The sequence below is a fragment of the Ancylobacter sp. WKF20 genome, from assembly GCF_029760895.1.
In the GTDB taxonomy this organism is placed as follows: domain Bacteria; phylum Pseudomonadota; class Alphaproteobacteria; order Rhizobiales; family Xanthobacteraceae; genus Ancylobacter.
Genome location: NZ_CP121679.1, coordinates 553,340 through 567,797, shown reverse-complemented (window position 1 = coordinate 567,797; position 14,458 = coordinate 553,340). Strand labels below are relative to the sequence as shown.

Genomic DNA, 14,458 nt, shown 5'->3' with positions numbered 1-14,458 from the left:
GGCCCCCGCGTGGGCACGCGGTTTTGGCGGCCTGTTTTCTGCCCCGATTACAGGAAGTGCCCGGACGATCCCGCTGTTTCTCGCGGCGTCCACCCCTGTGAGCCGAGGCGGTCGTTAGCACACTTCATCTGGCAAAACCAGCGCCCAGGGTGGGGCCGGAAGTGCCGGACGACGCGCGCTTTGTCAGATCATGGCCATTCCGCCATTCACATGCAGGGTCTGGCCGGTGACATAACCGGCCTCGGACGACGCCAGGTAGACGGCCGCCGCCGCGATGTCCTCCGGCGTGCCGAGGCGCGCCGCCGGAACCGCGGAGAGAATCGCGTCCTTCTGCTTGTCGTTCAGCACATCGGTCATCGGCGTGGCGATGAAGCCGGGCGCGATGCAGTTCACCGTCACACCGCGCGCCGCCACTTCCTTGGCCAGCGCCTTGGACATGCCGATCATGCCGGCCTTGGCGGCGGCATAGTTGCCCTGCCCGGCATTGCCGGTGACGCCGACGATCGAGGTGATGCCGATGATGCGGCCGGTGCGCCGGCGCATCATGGAGCGGGCCGCCGCGCGGGTCAGGCGGAAGCCGGCGGTGAGGTTCACCTGAATGACGGTGTCCCACATCTCGTCGGTCAGGCGCACGAACAGCCCGTCGCGGGTGATGCCGGCATTGTTGACGAGAATGTCGAGGACGCCCATGGCCTCCTCGGCCTGCGGCACCAGCGCCTCGACCTGCTCGGTGTTGGACAGGTCGCAGGGCAGCACATAAGTGCGCTCGCCGAGCTGGGCGGCCAGCGCCTCCAGCACCTCGCGGCGCGTGCCGGACAGCGCCACGGTGGCGCCGCGCGCGTGCAGCGCCGTGGCGATGGCGCCGCCAATGCCGCCGGTCGCGCCGGTGACGAGAGCGGTCTTTCCGGTCAGATCGAACACGGGGAAACTCCTGGGTTCAGGCCGTAGGGTTCAGGCCACCACCGGCGCGGCGGCGAAGGCCGCCACATCCTCGGGGGTGCCGACATTGGCGGAGGCGACCTCGCGGGCGATGCGCTTGGTGAGGCCGGAGAGCACCTTGCCGGTGCCAACCTCGACAAGCCGCGTCACGCCCGCGCCCGCCATGAAGGCGACGCTCTCGCGCCAGCGCACCGTGCTCGTTACCTGCTTCACCAGCAAAGAGCGAATCTCGGCCGGGTCGGTCACCGGGGCAGCGGTCACGTTGGCGACCAGCGGCACCTTCGGCGCGCGCATCTCGACGCTGGCGAGCGCCTCGGCCATGGCATCGGCCGCGGAGGCGATCAGGCTGCAATGGAACGGCGCGGAGACGGTGAGCAGCACGGCGCGGGCTGCACCTTCGCGCTTGGCGATCTCGCAGGCGCGCGCCACGGCGGCGGCATGGCCGGAGACCACGACCTGGCCGGGCGCGTTGTCATTGGCGACGTCGCAGACCTCGCCCTGCGCGGCTTCGGCGGCCACGGCGGCGACCTTATCGAAGTCGAGACCGAGAATCGCCGCCATGGCGCCGGTGCCGACCGGCGTCGCCGCCTGCATGGCGGTGCCGCGCAGGCGCAGCAGCCGGGCGGTATCGGCGATGGAGAAGGTGCCGGCGGCGGCGAGCGCGGAATATTCGCCGAGCGAATGGCCGGCGACGAAGGCGGCGTCACGGGTGAGATCGAGGCCCGCCTCGCTCTCCAGCACCCGCAGCGCGGCGAGCGAGGCCGCCATCAGCGCAGGCTGGGTGTTGGCGGTGAGCGTCAGCGTCTCGATCGGGCCGTCCCACATGATGGCGGAGAGCTTTTCGCCCAGCGCCTCGTCCACTTCCTGGAAGACCACGCGGGCGGCGGCGAAGTTGTCGGCGAGGGCCTTGCCCATGCCGACCGCCTGGCTGCCCTGACCGGGGAACACAAAGGCGCTGCTCATATCGTGACGCTGTCCATTCGCTAACATTGGCCATTCGTTAAGAATAGGCGGGCGCAGGAACACCGCCCCGGCCCGGCTGTCAAGTTTCATGGGGGAAAAGCCCGTCCCCATGCCGGCCAGCTTCGAGCAAGCTGCCGGGTTTAGCCCATGAGCATGCTGGAAGCGCTGATCCTCTTTGGTAGCTTTGTCGCCGTCGCCATCGGGCTGGTCTCGGCGGCGCTCGTCATCTGGCTCGGCCGCGGGGCGCCACGGCGCATCCGCCGGGCCTGGCGCGTCCTCGCCACGCTGATGGCCGGAACCTCACTCCTCTATGCCTATCTGGCGCTGCATTATTTTCAGGAGCACAGCCAGTTCGAGCATGACGACATCGACATTCTCATGCCGGTGGTCAGCCTTTGCGGCAGCATCACCATGCTGGCGATGATCCTTCTCACGCGGGATTCGCTCGGTGACCCGCTGAAGGTCGCCGACCTCAAGAAGGCCGCCTTCACCGATACGCTGACCGGCCTGCCGAACCGGCGCAGCTTCGACATGGCGATGGCCGAGCGCATCGAGATCGCGCGCCGGCGCGACCAGCCTCTGGCGGTAATGCTGTTCGACATCGACCACTTCAAAAGGATCAATGACGCCCATGGCCATGACTGGGGCGACGAGGCGCTGCGCCAGATCGGCAAGGCGCTGAGGCGCGGCCGGCGGGATACCGACATCGCCTTCCGCATCGGCGGCGAGGAGTTCACCGTCATCGCCCCCTCGACCCGCATCGACCAGGCGGTGCAGGCGGCCGAGCGGCTGCGCCTGCTCGTTGCAGACTTGCGCGTCTTCAAGGAGGGTGAGCTGGTCTCGCTGACCATAAGCGTCGGCGTAGCGGAACTGCGCGCGGACGACGACGCCGCCTCCCTCATCCAGCGCGCCGACACCGCGCTCTATGCCGCCAAGCGCGCCGGGCGTAACCGCGTGTGCATGGAAAGCTGCGCCGTGGTGCAGATCCTCGCGGCTCAGGGCTAGCCGCGCCTGCCGGTGCTTCATAGACGTCCGCCTGCCCCGCAAGCCTCGCGCGGGCGCCGCTCTTGATTTTGCAGCGATTGCGCGTATAAGCGCGCCACTGTCAGTCCCGGCCGGGGGCTGAACGGACGGCTACGCTTTGGCATTTTGCCGGTGTGGCAGGAATCACCCGATCTCCGCCGTCCCGTGTCCCCGCCTTCGAGATTGTTCGAGCCTTTCCCGAGGCTCGAAGGGCTCGGCGCCGGGATGATGGCCGCAATTGTGCGGAACCTATAGGAAAGGCACGAGACATGGCTCTCTATGAGCATGTGTTCCTCGCGCGCCAGGATGTCACGGCGCAGCAGGTCGAGGAACTCACCGCCCGCTTCAAGGGCGTTATCGAGGCGAATGGTGGTTCGGTCACCAAGACCGAATATTGGGGTGTGAAGACCCTCACCTACCGCGTTCGCAAGAATCGCAAGGCGCACTTCTCGCTGCTCAACATCGACGCCCCGGCTCCGGCCGTCGCCGAGATGGAGCGCCAGATGCGCATCGACGAAGACGTGCTCCGCTTCCTCACCATCCGCGTCGAGACGCTCGAGGAAGGCCAGTCGGTCATGCTGCAGAAGCGCGACCGTGACGACCGCGGCGACCGCGGCTTCGGTGATCGCGGCTTCGGCGGCGATCGTGGCTTTGGTGGCGGCGGCCGCAGCTTCGGTGGCGATCGCGGCGACCGTGGTGATCGCGGCCCGCGCCGCGAGCGTGAAGAGGCTCCGGCCAGCGTGGAGACTGAGTGATGGCATTCGGTGGTACTGGCGGCGCTGCCGCGAACACGTCGGGCGCTCGTCGTCCTTTCTTCCGTCGTCGCAAGACCTGCCCGTTCTCGGGCGCCAATGCGCCGAAGATCGACTACAAGGACGTGCGTCTGCTGCAGCGCTACATTTCCGAGCGCGGCAAGATCGTCCCGTCCCGCATCACGGCGGTGTCCGCCAAGAAGCAGCGTGAGCTGGCCCAGGCCATCAAGCGCGCCCGCTTCCTCGGCCTGCTGCCCTTCGTGATCCGCTGATCGCGTAACGCTTTCCATCCCCGGCTCCGGCCGGGGATGGTCTGCTGCCTTCGGGCAGTCTCATATCCGACAGGTCTTCGGGGTGGTCCCGCGGGCCTTGGCTGGGGTGGACGTGGATCCGCCTCTAACCGCCCAAGCGGGACAGCTCGTCGATGGTTCAGGTTTGGCTTATTGCGTTCGGCGCCGGTGCGGCGTCCGCCCTTCTGGTGGCCAGTGTGTCCACCGGAACCACGCTGGCTTTGCCCCTGTTCTATCTCGCTCCCCTGCCCATCCTCATCGTTGGTCTCGGCTGGTCGCAGATCGCCGCGCTGGTCGCGGGCTCGGCCGCCGCCGTGGCACTCGGCCTCGGCTTCGGCCTTGAGCTGATGCTGGCCTATGTCGCCGGCGTTGGCCTTCCCGCCTATGTCCTCGCCTATCTCGCGCTGATGGCGCGGCAGGAGACGCCGGACGGGCCGCTGGTGTGGTTCCCGGTCGGGCGGATCGTGCTCGCCGCCGCCGTGCTGGGTTGCCTCGCGGTCGCCGCGCTGATCCCGCTGGTGGCCGGAAGCTTCGAGGACTATCAGGCGGCGCTGCGCTCGCTGTTCCAGACCATGCTGAACGCCGATCCCGCCACCCCGGCGGATGCCGACACGGCGCGCCTGATCGACCTTCTGGTCACCGTCATGCCGCCGGCGGCCGCGCTGATCACCATGGTCACGCAGATCGTCAATCTGTGGATTGCCGCTCATGTGGCGCGCATGTCCGGCCGGCTGATGCGCCCCTGGCCGGACCTCGCCAGCATCAGCCTGCCGCAGGCGAGCGTCGCCCTGCTCGCCGGCGCGTTCCTCGGCTCGGCCCTCGCCTCCGGCTTTATCGGCCTCGTGTGCGAGCTGCTCGGCGCCACGCTGCTGATGGCGCTCGCCTTTGTCGGCCTCGCCACGCTGCACTGGATCACCCGCGGGGCCGGCGGCCGCACGCTGGTGCTCGCCACGGTGTGGATCGCCGCCCTCGTCCTTGGCTGGCCCTTCGCGCTGCTGGCGCTGCTCGGCGCGGTCGAGACCCTCTTCGGCATTCGGCGTCGCTTTCCGCGCGGCGGGCCCGGCGTACCGCCGGCCGCCAACGAAGCCTGAACGCCCGAACCCTACCGACTTATTCAAATCGAACGATCGAATGGAGAACTGAAATGGAAGTCATTCTGCTGGAGCGCGTGGCCAAGCTTGGCCAGATGGGCGAAGTGGTTCGCGTCAAGGACGGGTTCGCCCGCAACTTCCTGCTGCCCTCGGGCAAGGCGCTGCGCGCGACCAAGGAAAACAAGACCCGCTTCGACTCGATGAAGGCCCAGCTCGAGACCCGCAACCTCGAGCTCAAGAACGAGGCGGTGAAGGTCGGCGAGAAGCTCCGCGGCACCATCGTCGTGCTGGTGCGCCAGGCCGGCGAAACCGGCCAGCTCTACGGCTCGGTCTCGACCCGCGACATCGCTGACGCCCTGACCGCCGCCGGCTTCACCGTCGAGCGCCGCCAGATCGCGCTGAACCAGCCGATCAAGACCATCGGCCTGCACAGCGTGCCGGTGACGCTGCACCCCGAGGTCGAGGTGAACATCAGCGCGAACGTCGCCCGCAGCGCCGAGGAAGCCGAGCGTCAGTCCCGTGGCGAAGACCTCTCGGTCCGTCGCGATGACGACGAGGACGAGGACGAGTATGAGGCCCCGGCGGAAGCCGAGGAAGAGGCCGAAGACGAGCAGGCCTGAAGTATTCCCTAGCGGAATACGCCAAATTGCGTAGCCCGGTCGCTTCGGCGGCCGGGCTTTTTTGCATTGCTGCAATCTACGCGTGTTGCGAGGAAGGAATTGGTGTGATGCAATGATGGCCATCATCTAGACAAGCCCAACGAATGGGCAGGCAGTTACCGCCCGGATACTGGCCGCAACGGCTGGCCGCCGAACGACTGCCTGTGGTCGGAGTGGACCATGGAAAGGGTGCTTCTGCAGGTCATTTCCCGCGTCGTCCGGCGCGGCAATCTCACCGTCACCTTCGCCTCCGGCCGTCGCGCCACCTTCGGCGATGGCAGCGGCCCGGCTCTCGCGATGCGCTTCACCTCACCGGAATGGCAGCGCCAGGTGGGCCTCGATCCCGAATTGAAGCTCGGCGAGGCCTATATGGAAGGCGGCCTTGTCATCGAACAGGGTGATCTTGCCGAGGTGCTGGCCCTGCTCATGGCGCAGGTCGGCCTCGCGGTGCCCAGCGCCAGCGCGAAATTCCTGATGAAGCTGCGCTTCCTGTTCCGGCGCCTCGCCCAGTTCAACCCGCGGGAACGCTCGCAGCAGAACGTCGCCCACCATTACGACCTCGATGGCCGGCTCTACTCCCTCTTCCTCGATGCCGACCGGCAATATTCCTGCGCCTATTTCGAGCGCCCGGACCAGTCGCTGGACGACGCGCAGCTCGCCAAGAAGCGCCACATCGCCGCCAAGCTGCTGTTCGACAAGCCGGACCTCACCGCGCTCGACATTGGCTGCGGCTGGGGTGGCATGGGGCTTTATCTCGCGGAGAATGCCGGCGCCCGCGTCACCGGCGTCACCCTCTCGCAGGAGCAGCTCGGCGTTGCCCGCCACCGCGCGGTCGAGCGCGGCCTTGCCGGCCGTGCCGACTTCCGCCTGCAGGATTACCGCGACACGCCCGGCCCCTTCGACCGCATCGTCTCGGTCGGTATGTTCGAGCATGTCGGCGTCGGCCATTACGACGAGTATTTCGGCAAGGTGGCGAGCCTGCTGAAAGAGGACGGCGTCGCCCTCATCCACGCCATCGGCCGCTCGGAAGGGCCCGGCATCACCAACCCGTGGATCGCCAAATACATCTTCCCCGGCGGCTACATCCCGGCGCTGTCCGAGGTGCTGCCGGCCATCGAACGGGCAGGCCTCTATGTCACCGATGTCGAGATCCTGCGCCTGCATTATGCCGAGACGCTGAAGGCCTGGCGCGAGCGCTTCCTCGCCCATCGCGAGGAGGTGGAACGGCTCTACGATGCGCGCTTCGTGCGCATGTTCGAGTTCTACCTCGCCTCCTCCGAGATGGCGTTCCGCCATCAGGGCATGATGATCTTCCAGTTCCAGCTCGCCAAGCGCGAGGGGGTGGTGCCGATGACGCGCGGCTACATCGCCGAGGCCGAGGCGGCGCTCGCCCGGATGGAGAACCGCCACCGCCCCGGCCTGCGCCTCGCGGGCGAGTGATGGGTCGGAGCCGGCTACCAGCCCTGCCGGAGCGGAATCCCGTCAAGCGGGATTCCGCTTTCCACAGGCGCTCCACAAGACAAAATAGGACGCACGCGATTCGCCCGGACTCGGTCGCCGGGGTGGCGTTAGCTGTAGCCCAGCCTCTGCACACCCGGATACGCCATGCTCGATTCCTCCGCCCGCCCCCCGGCGGCGCCCGACACGACTTACCGCACAGCGCCTCACAACATCGAGGCCGAGCAGGCGCTGCTGGGCGCCATCCTGGTCAATAACGAAGCCTTCTACCGCGTCTCGGACTTCCTTGAGCCGAAGCATTTCTTCGAGCCGCTGCACGTCACCATCTACGAGACCGCGGCCGCGCTGATCCGCGCCGGCAAGGTCGCCACCCCGGTGACGCTGAAGACCTTCCTGCCGGCGGAGTTCGATGTCGGCGGCATGACGGCGCCGCAATATCTCGCGCGCCTCGCGGCCGAAGCCACCACCATCATCAACGCCGAGGATTACGGGCGCACCATCTACGACCTCTCGGTGCGGCGCGACCTCATCGCCATCGGCGAGGAGATCGTCAACGAGGCCTATGACGCGGACATCGACGCGACGCCGCAGGACCAGATCGAGGAGGCCGAAAAGCGCCTCTACGAGCTCGCCGAGACCGGGCGTTACGATGGCGGCTTCCTGCGCTTCAACGACGCGCTGAAGGAAGCCGTGGATATGGCCAGCCGCGCCTTCCAGCGCGAGGGCCATCTGTCGGGCACCGCCTCCGGCCTCGACGACCTCGACCAGATGATGGGCGGCCTCCAGCCCTCCGACCTCATCATCCTCGCCGGCCGTCCGGCCATGGGAAAGACCTCGCTCGCCACCAACATCGCCTTCAACGTGGCGGCGGCCTATCGCTCCGAGACCCTGCCGGACGGCTCGATCAAGGCGCTCGACGGCGGTGTGGTCGGCTTCTTCTCGCTGGAAATGTCGGCCGAGCAGCTCGCCACCCGTATTCTGGCCGAGCAGGCCGAGATCGCCTCCTACAAGATCCGCCGCGGCGACATCACCGAGCACGAATTCGACAAGCTCGCGAGCTGCGCGCAGATGATGCAGACCATCCCGCTCTATATCGACGACACCGGCGGCATCTCCATCGCCCAGCTGCGCGCCCGCGCCCGCCGGCTCAAGCGCCAGCGCGGCCTCGACTTCATGGTGGTGGACTATCTCCAGCTGCTCACCGGCTCCTCCAAGAGCTCGTCGCAGGGGCGCGTGCAGGAAATCACCGAAATCACCACCGGCCTCAAGGCGCTGGCCAAGGAACTGGGCGTGCCGATCATGGCGCTGTCCCAGCTCTCGCGTCAGGTCGAGACGCGCGATGACAAGCGCCCGCAGCTCTCGGACCTGCGTGAATCCGGCTCCATCGAGCAGGACGCCGACGTGGTCATGTTCGTGTTCCGCGAGGAGTATTATCTGAAGGGCAAGGAGCCGAAGGAAGGCACCGAGGAATGGTTCAAGTGGGACCAGGACATGAAGGCGGCGCAGGGCATTGCCGAAGTCATCATCGGCAAGCAGCGTCACGGCCCCACTGGCACGGTGAAGGTGCAGTTCGAGGCTCAGTTCACCCGCTTCTCCAACCTCGCCCATAGCGACCGCCTGCCGGAGCATTGAGCGGCCGGCCCACAATCGAGTGCCCCGCGTGACCCAGAGCCATATTCCCCTCGCCGAAGCCGGCGGCCTGCTCACCATCGACCTCGGTGCGCTCCGCGCGAACTTCGCCGAGATCGTCCGCCGCGTCGCCCCGGCGGAAGTCGCCGCCGTGGTGAAGGGGGATGGCTACGGCATCGGGCTCATCCAGGCGGGAACCGCGCTGTGGCAGGCCGGCGCGCGCCGCTTCTTCGTCGCGCTGCTGAGCGAGGCGCACACGCTGCGCGCCGTGCTGCCGGAGGCCGAGATCTTCGTGCTCAGCGGCCTGTTCGCTAGCACGGAGGCCGCCTACCGGGACTCACGCCTCATCCCGGTGCTGGGCAGCCTGCCGGAGATCGCCCGCTGGCAGTCCTTCTGCGCGGCGAGCGAGGTGGCGCTGCCGGCCGCCATCCATGTCGACACCGGCATGAACCGGCTCGGCCTCTCCCCCACCGAGGCGATCAGCCTCGCGGAGGGACGCGGCGATCTGGGCTTTCCCCTCGCGCTGCTGATGAGCCATCTCGCCTGTGCGGATGAGCCCGACCACCCGCTCACCGCCCGCCAGCTCGAGGATTTCCGCGCCGTGCGGGCGCTGTTCCCGGATGTGCCGGCCTCGCTCGCCAATTCCGCCGCCGCCATGGGCGACGCCGCGCTGCATTTCGACCTCGTGCGGCCGGGCATCGTGGTTTATGGCGGGCGCCCGCGCCGGGACATCGCGCCGCTCAAGCCCGTGGTGCGGCTCGACCTGCGCATCGCCCAGCTCCGCCATGTGCATGAGGGAGAGACGGTCGGCTATGGCGGGGCGCAGACCGTGCGGCGGCCGAGCCGCATCGCCATCCTGTCCGCCGGCTATGCCGACGGCCTTCCCCGCCTTGCCGGCGCGTCGGACCAACGGCCCGGCGCCGCGGCGTTGGTGGCCGGCCAGCGCTGCCCTCTGATCGGGCGCATCTCGATGGATCTTCTGGCAGTCGATGTGACCGAGGTGCCCGAGGACGCGGTTCAGCCCGGCGACTGGGCGACGCTGATCGGCGAGGGACTTGGTCTCGACAACCTCGCCCACCCCTCACAGACCATCGATTATGAAATCCTGACCTCGCTCGGCCGGCGCTTTCACCGGCGCTGGACGTAATGCGTCTTCAGCCGCGCCTCGGCCGGGAGCCCCTGGCGGACCTGCGCCCGCACGGCCTGCACGACTTCTTCGCCATTTTCCAGCCAACGGGGCAGCACAACGCCCCGTCCCTTATCAAACAGCACATCGAGCCGCAGCACGTTGTGGTCGACATGGCTGTAACTCTTTCGGCTGAGAAGACCCGTTACGTCCTTCCACGGGACGAAACGTCCTGACCATAGGTAAATCCCGCTCGGATCCACCTTGTAAACGAAGGAGCGATGCCAAAACCACAGCACTAAGCTGCCAATGCCGAACGTCGTCGGCAGCAATATCAATAACCACACCAGAAAGCGGTGGTTTGGGCGGGCGATGATCTGTTCCATGTCGGTCAACTATTCATCCCGGCCGGCGGCGTCCATACCATGTTTCGGGTTGTCGCGGTAATAATGTATGGAAAGCAATTCCCGTACCGTCACCCTGTGGACGGCGGCATCCGCAGGAACGGTGGCGCCACAAGCCCGTGAACCGGCACGGCCAATCTTAACATAATACCACAAAACGCGCCCCATTGCGCTCGCTGCCCGACTTTGGGCTCGAGGAAGGCGCCGCCGCCGCGCGTACCGCCCCCTCCGCCATTCCCCTTGCTCTCCCTCGCTGACGTCTGCATGACGGTCTGACATCACGCGATTCGCGAACGAGACGCGGGAGACACGCAGGGACCCATGGCCAAGCGCGCGGCGAGCTTCATCTGTCAGGTCTGCGGGGCGGTTCACAGCCGCTGGCAGGGCCGCTGCGACTCCTGCGGCGCGTGGAACAGCATCGTGCAGGAGGAAGCCTCCGGCGGCTCGGTGCCTCCGGCCCAGCGCGCCAACCGCAAGGGGCGGCTTATCGCGCTGGAGAGCCTGTCGGGCACCTCGGAAGACGCGCCGCGCGTCATCGTCGGCATCAGCGAGATGGACCGCGTGGCCGGCGGCGGTCTGGTGCCAGGCTCGGTGCTGCTGATCGGCGGCGATCCCGGCATCGGCAAGTCGACACTGCTGATCCAGGCCTCCGCCGCGCTCGCCAATGCCGGGCACCGCATCATCTATGTGTCCGGCGAAGAGGCGGTGGCGCAGGTGCGCCTGCGCGCCGAGCGGCTGGGTCTTGCCGGCGCGGCGGTCGAGCTTGCTGCCGAAACCAATGTCGAGGACATCGTCGCCACCCTCTCGGAGGGCCGCAAGCCGGCGCTGGTGGTGATCGATTCGATCCAGACCATGTGGACCGACACGGTGGAATCCGCCCCCGGCACGGTCACGCAGGTCCGCTCCTCCGCGCAGATCCTCATCCGCTACGCCAAGCGCATGGGCGCCGCCGTCATTCTGGTTGGCCATGTCACCAAGGACGGCCAGATCGCCGGCCCGCGCGTGGTCGAGCACATGGTGGATGCCGTGCTCTCCTTCGAGGGTGATGGCGCCCACCAGTTCCGCATCCTGCGCGCGCAGAAGAACCGCTTCGGGCCGACTGACGAGATCGGCGTGTTCGAGATGACCGGCCTCGGCCTGCGCGAGGTCGCCAACCCCTCCGAGTTGTTCCTGTCGAACCGCGATCGCGGCGCGCCGGGCACCGCTGTCTATGCCGGCATGGAAGGCACGCGCCCGGTGCTGGTCGAGATCCAGGCGCTGGTCGTGCCCACCAGCCTCGGCACGCCGCGTCGCGCCGTGGTGGGCTGGGATCCGAGCCGCCTCTCCATGGTGCTCGCCGTGCTGGAAGCGCGCTGCGGGGTGAAGCTCGGCGCGCATGATGTGCATCTCAACGTCGCCGGCGGCTTCCGCATCACCGAGCCGGCGGCGGACCTTGCTGTCGCGGCCGCGCTGGTTTCCTCGCTCTCGGGCGCGGTGCTGCCGCCGGACGCGGTGTATTTCGGCGAGGTCAGCCTCACCGGCGCCGTGCGCCCCGTTCCCCACACCCCCGCGCGGCTGAAGGAGGCGGCGAAGCTCGGCTTCAACATCGCCGTCGCGCCGGAGGGCAAGAAGGAGCGCGAGAAGGGAGCGGCGAACGAAAAGACGACTGGCGAAAAGACGACGGGCGACAAGACGACCGGCGACAAGGCCGGCCGCGACAGCGCCGATGCCGGGCTCGCCGTGGAAACCGTCGCCTCCCTCGGCGACATCGTCGCCAGCATCGCCTCCCGCGCCCCGCGCCGGGGCCGCCCGCAAGAGAGCGTGGAGCGCGCGAGCGAAGAGGGATGACGGCCCGGCCGTGGCGCGCTATACCTCGCGCGGCTCCAATCGGGGCCCCACGCCTTTGAGATTCGCCGCTCCCCTACCGGGAGCCGCCACGGTCACGGTGCGCTCGTCTTGACGCTGCTCGACATCATCCTCATCGCCGTGATGGTGATTTCCGGCCTTCTGGCCATGGTGCGGGGACTGGTGCGCGAGGTTTTCGCCATCGCCTCCTGGGTCATTGCGGCCGGCGTCACGCTCTACGCCTACCCGCTCGTGCTGCCCTTCGCCAAGCAGCACATCTCCAATGACACCTTCGCGATGGCAGCCAGCGTCGGCGGCGTTTTCCTGCTGACGCTGCTGATCGTCTCCATCATCACCGTGCGCATCTCCGACCTCGTGCTCGACAGCCGCATCGGCGCGCTCGACCGCACGCTCGGCTTCCTGTTCGGCCTCGCGCGCGGATTCCTGATAATGGTGGTGGCCTTCCTGTTCTTCAACTGGCTGGTCCAGAACGAACAGGGCCAGCCGCAGTGGATTCGTGACGCGCGCGCCAAGCTGGTCTTGCAAAGTGCGGGTGACTGGCTCATCTCCATACTGCCGGAAGATCCCGAGAGCCTGATACGCGACATTCGCAGCTCGAAGGACGCAGAGCCGACCGAGCCGCCGCCGGAGCCGTTCAACCCGGCCCCCGCGACGACACCGTCGGCGCCATAATTCGACCGCGCCTTCGGGGCACAGCGACCCGAACGACGTGCGTTGCAATTGAGCAGTTGAAAGCGGGCGCAGCCTTGAACTGCGCAGAGCGGAGCAATGGTCACATGGCCAAACTAGCCGTTGACGGTGTGGTGCCGAAACCCGTCGAAGCCAACGATTATTACGACGATTACGGGGACACGCTGCGCGAGGAGTGCGGCGTGTTCGGCATTTACGGGCACCCGGACGCCGCCGCCATCACGGCCCTCGGCCTGCACGCGCTGCAGCACCGCGGCCAGGAAGCGGCCGGCATAACCACTTATGATGGCCAGCGTTTTCACTCCGAGCGCCGCCTCGGTCTGGTCTCCGACGCCTTCTCCGATGGCGAGGCGATCAAGCGTCTGCCGGGCCATATCGCGGTTGGCCATGTGCGTTATTCCACCACCGGCGAGACCATCCTGCGCAATGTGCAGCCGCTCTTCGCCGAGCTGGATGGCGGCGGCTTCGCCATCGCCCATAACGGCAACCTGACCAACGGCCTGACGCTGCGCCGCCAGATCGTCCGCGACGGCGCCATCTGCCAGTCGACCTCCGACACCGAGGTGATGCTGCACCTGGTCGCCCGCTCCAAGCGCGTGCGCTTCACCGAGCGTTTCGTCGACGCGCTGCGCGCCATCGAGGGCGCCTATGCCTTTGTCGGCCTGACCAACAAGAAGCTGGTGGGCGCCCGCGACCCGCTCGGCATCCGACCGCTGGTGCTCGGCGAGCTCGACGGCCACCCAATTCTGACCTCCGAGACCTGCGCTCTCGACATAATCGGTGCGCGTCACGTGCGGGACATCGACCCCGGCGAGGTCATCGTCTTCTCCTCCGACAAGGTGGAGACGCTGCGCCCCTTCGGCGCCGTGAAGCCCCGCCCCTGCATCTTCGAGTACATCTATTTCGCCCGGCCGGACTCGATCGTCGGCGGCCGGTCGGTCTATCAGGTGCGCAAGAATATGGGCATGCACCTCGCCTCCGAGGCCCCGGCCGATGCCGACCTCGTGGTGCCGGTGCCGGATTCGGGCGTGCCCGCCGCCATCGGTTACTCGCAGGCCTCGGGCCTGCCCTATGAGCTCGGCATCATCCGCAACCACTATGTCGGCCGCACCTTCATCCAGCCCACCCAGTCGGTCCGCGACCAGGGCGTGCGCATGAAGCACTCGGCGAACCGCGCCGTGGTCGAGGGCAAGCGCATCGTGCTGATCGACGACAGCCTCGTGCGCGGCACGACCTCGGTCAAGATCGTCCGCATGATGCGCGAGGCGGGCGCCCGCGAGGTGCATTTCCGCATCTCCTCCCCGCCCATCACCCACCCGGACTATTACGGCATCGACACGCCGGACCGCGACAAGCTGCTCGCCGCCACGCATGACCTCGAAGGCATGCGCCGCTATATCGGCGCCGACAGCCTCGCCTTCCTCTCCATCGACGGCATCTACAAGTCGATGGGCTATGAGGGCCGTGACGCGGTGAGCCCGCAATTCACCGATCACTGCTTCACCGGCGAGTACCCGACCCCGCTCACCGACCGCGCCGGCGAGGTGGCCCCGCGCCAGCTCTCGCTGCTCGCCGAAGCGAGCTGACCG

Annotated in this window: 14 protein-coding genes; 11 read left to right on the top strand and 3 right to left on the bottom strand. The window is 67.6% G+C overall.

The features are described 5' to 3' along the window. Positions 1-183: 183 nt before the first annotated feature. Positions 184-921 carry a 3-oxoacyl-[acyl-carrier-protein] reductase gene (gene fabG, locus AncyloWKF20_RS02600; protein WP_279316405.1) on the bottom strand — a complete coding sequence of 246 codons (738 nt, stop codon included), beginning with the start codon at positions 919-921 and terminating at the stop codon, positions 184-186. Positions 922-951: 30 nt separating this feature from the next. Further along, the gene (fabD, locus tag AncyloWKF20_RS02595) at positions 952-1,902 is read right to left on the bottom strand and encodes an ACP S-malonyltransferase (RefSeq protein ID WP_279316404.1); all 951 of its coding nucleotides are present in this window, start codon (positions 1,900-1,902) and stop codon (positions 952-954) included. A gap of 147 nt (positions 1,903-2,049) precedes the next feature. Between fabD and AncyloWKF20_RS02590 the strand changes: the two genes are divergently transcribed. The 8 genes from AncyloWKF20_RS02590 (at position 2,050) to alr (ending at position 9,951) form a co-directional block, all read left to right on the top strand. Beyond that, positions 2,050-2,907, top strand: coding sequence for a GGDEF domain-containing protein (locus tag AncyloWKF20_RS02590; RefSeq protein WP_279316403.1), 858 nt, complete (start codon positions 2,050-2,052; stop codon positions 2,905-2,907). Positions 2,908-3,194: 287 nt separating this feature from the next. Further along, positions 3,195-3,680, top strand: a complete 486-nt coding sequence (gene rpsF, locus AncyloWKF20_RS02585; protein WP_267582977.1) for a 30S ribosomal protein S6 — start codon at positions 3,195-3,197, stop codon at positions 3,678-3,680. Further along, complete coding sequence (gene rpsR, locus AncyloWKF20_RS02580; protein WP_018390316.1) at positions 3,680-3,949, top strand: 30S ribosomal protein S18; 270 nt, start codon at positions 3,680-3,682, stop codon at positions 3,947-3,949. Before rpsF ends, rpsR begins: the two co-directional genes overlap by 1 nt. Before the next feature lie 152 nt (positions 3,950-4,101). Then, positions 4,102-5,058: a DUF2232 domain-containing protein gene (locus tag AncyloWKF20_RS02575; protein ID WP_279316402.1), complete on the top strand. Its 957-nt coding sequence runs from the start codon at positions 4,102-4,104 to the stop codon at positions 5,056-5,058. Positions 5,059-5,111: 53 nt separating this feature from the next. Then, positions 5,112-5,678, top strand: coding sequence for a 50S ribosomal protein L9 (gene rplI, locus AncyloWKF20_RS02570; RefSeq protein ID WP_279316401.1), 567 nt, complete (start codon positions 5,112-5,114; stop codon positions 5,676-5,678). 219 nt (positions 5,679-5,897) lie between these two features. After that, complete coding sequence (locus tag AncyloWKF20_RS02565) at positions 5,898-7,157, top strand: cyclopropane-fatty-acyl-phospholipid synthase (protein WP_279316400.1); 1,260 nt, start codon at positions 5,898-5,900, stop codon at positions 7,155-7,157. 165 nt (positions 7,158-7,322) lie between these two features. Continuing rightward, positions 7,323-8,807: a replicative DNA helicase gene (locus AncyloWKF20_RS02560; RefSeq protein WP_279316399.1), complete on the top strand. Its 1,485-nt coding sequence runs from the start codon at positions 7,323-7,325 to the stop codon at positions 8,805-8,807. Positions 8,808-8,835: 28 nt separating this feature from the next. Further along, positions 8,836-9,951 (top strand): alanine racemase, encoded by a 1,116-nt coding sequence (alr, locus tag AncyloWKF20_RS02555; protein WP_279316398.1) that lies wholly within the window; start codon positions 8,836-8,838, stop codon positions 9,949-9,951. Here alr and AncyloWKF20_RS02550 read toward each other — a convergent pair. Beyond that, positions 9,933-10,325 (bottom strand): hypothetical protein, encoded by a 393-nt coding sequence (locus AncyloWKF20_RS02550; protein WP_279316397.1) that lies wholly within the window; start codon positions 10,323-10,325, stop codon positions 9,933-9,935. The two genes, alr and AncyloWKF20_RS02550, sit on opposite strands and share 19 nt — an antisense overlap. 330 nt (positions 10,326-10,655) lie before the next feature. Between AncyloWKF20_RS02550 and radA the strand changes: the two genes are divergently transcribed. The 3 genes from radA to purF all read left to right on the top strand — a co-directional run bounded on the left by radA (position 10,656) and on the right by purF (position 14,455). Continuing rightward, complete coding sequence (gene radA, locus AncyloWKF20_RS02545; protein WP_279316396.1) at positions 10,656-12,161, top strand: DNA repair protein RadA; 1,506 nt, start codon at positions 10,656-10,658, stop codon at positions 12,159-12,161. Positions 12,162-12,269: 108 nt separating this feature from the next. Beyond that, positions 12,270-12,851, top strand: coding sequence for a CvpA family protein (locus tag AncyloWKF20_RS02540; protein ID WP_279316395.1), 582 nt, complete (start codon positions 12,270-12,272; stop codon positions 12,849-12,851). 104 nt (positions 12,852-12,955) lie between these two features. After that, complete coding sequence (gene purF / locus AncyloWKF20_RS02535) at positions 12,956-14,455, top strand: amidophosphoribosyltransferase (protein WP_279316394.1); 1,500 nt, start codon at positions 12,956-12,958, stop codon at positions 14,453-14,455. Positions 14,456-14,458 lie beyond the last annotated feature (3 nt).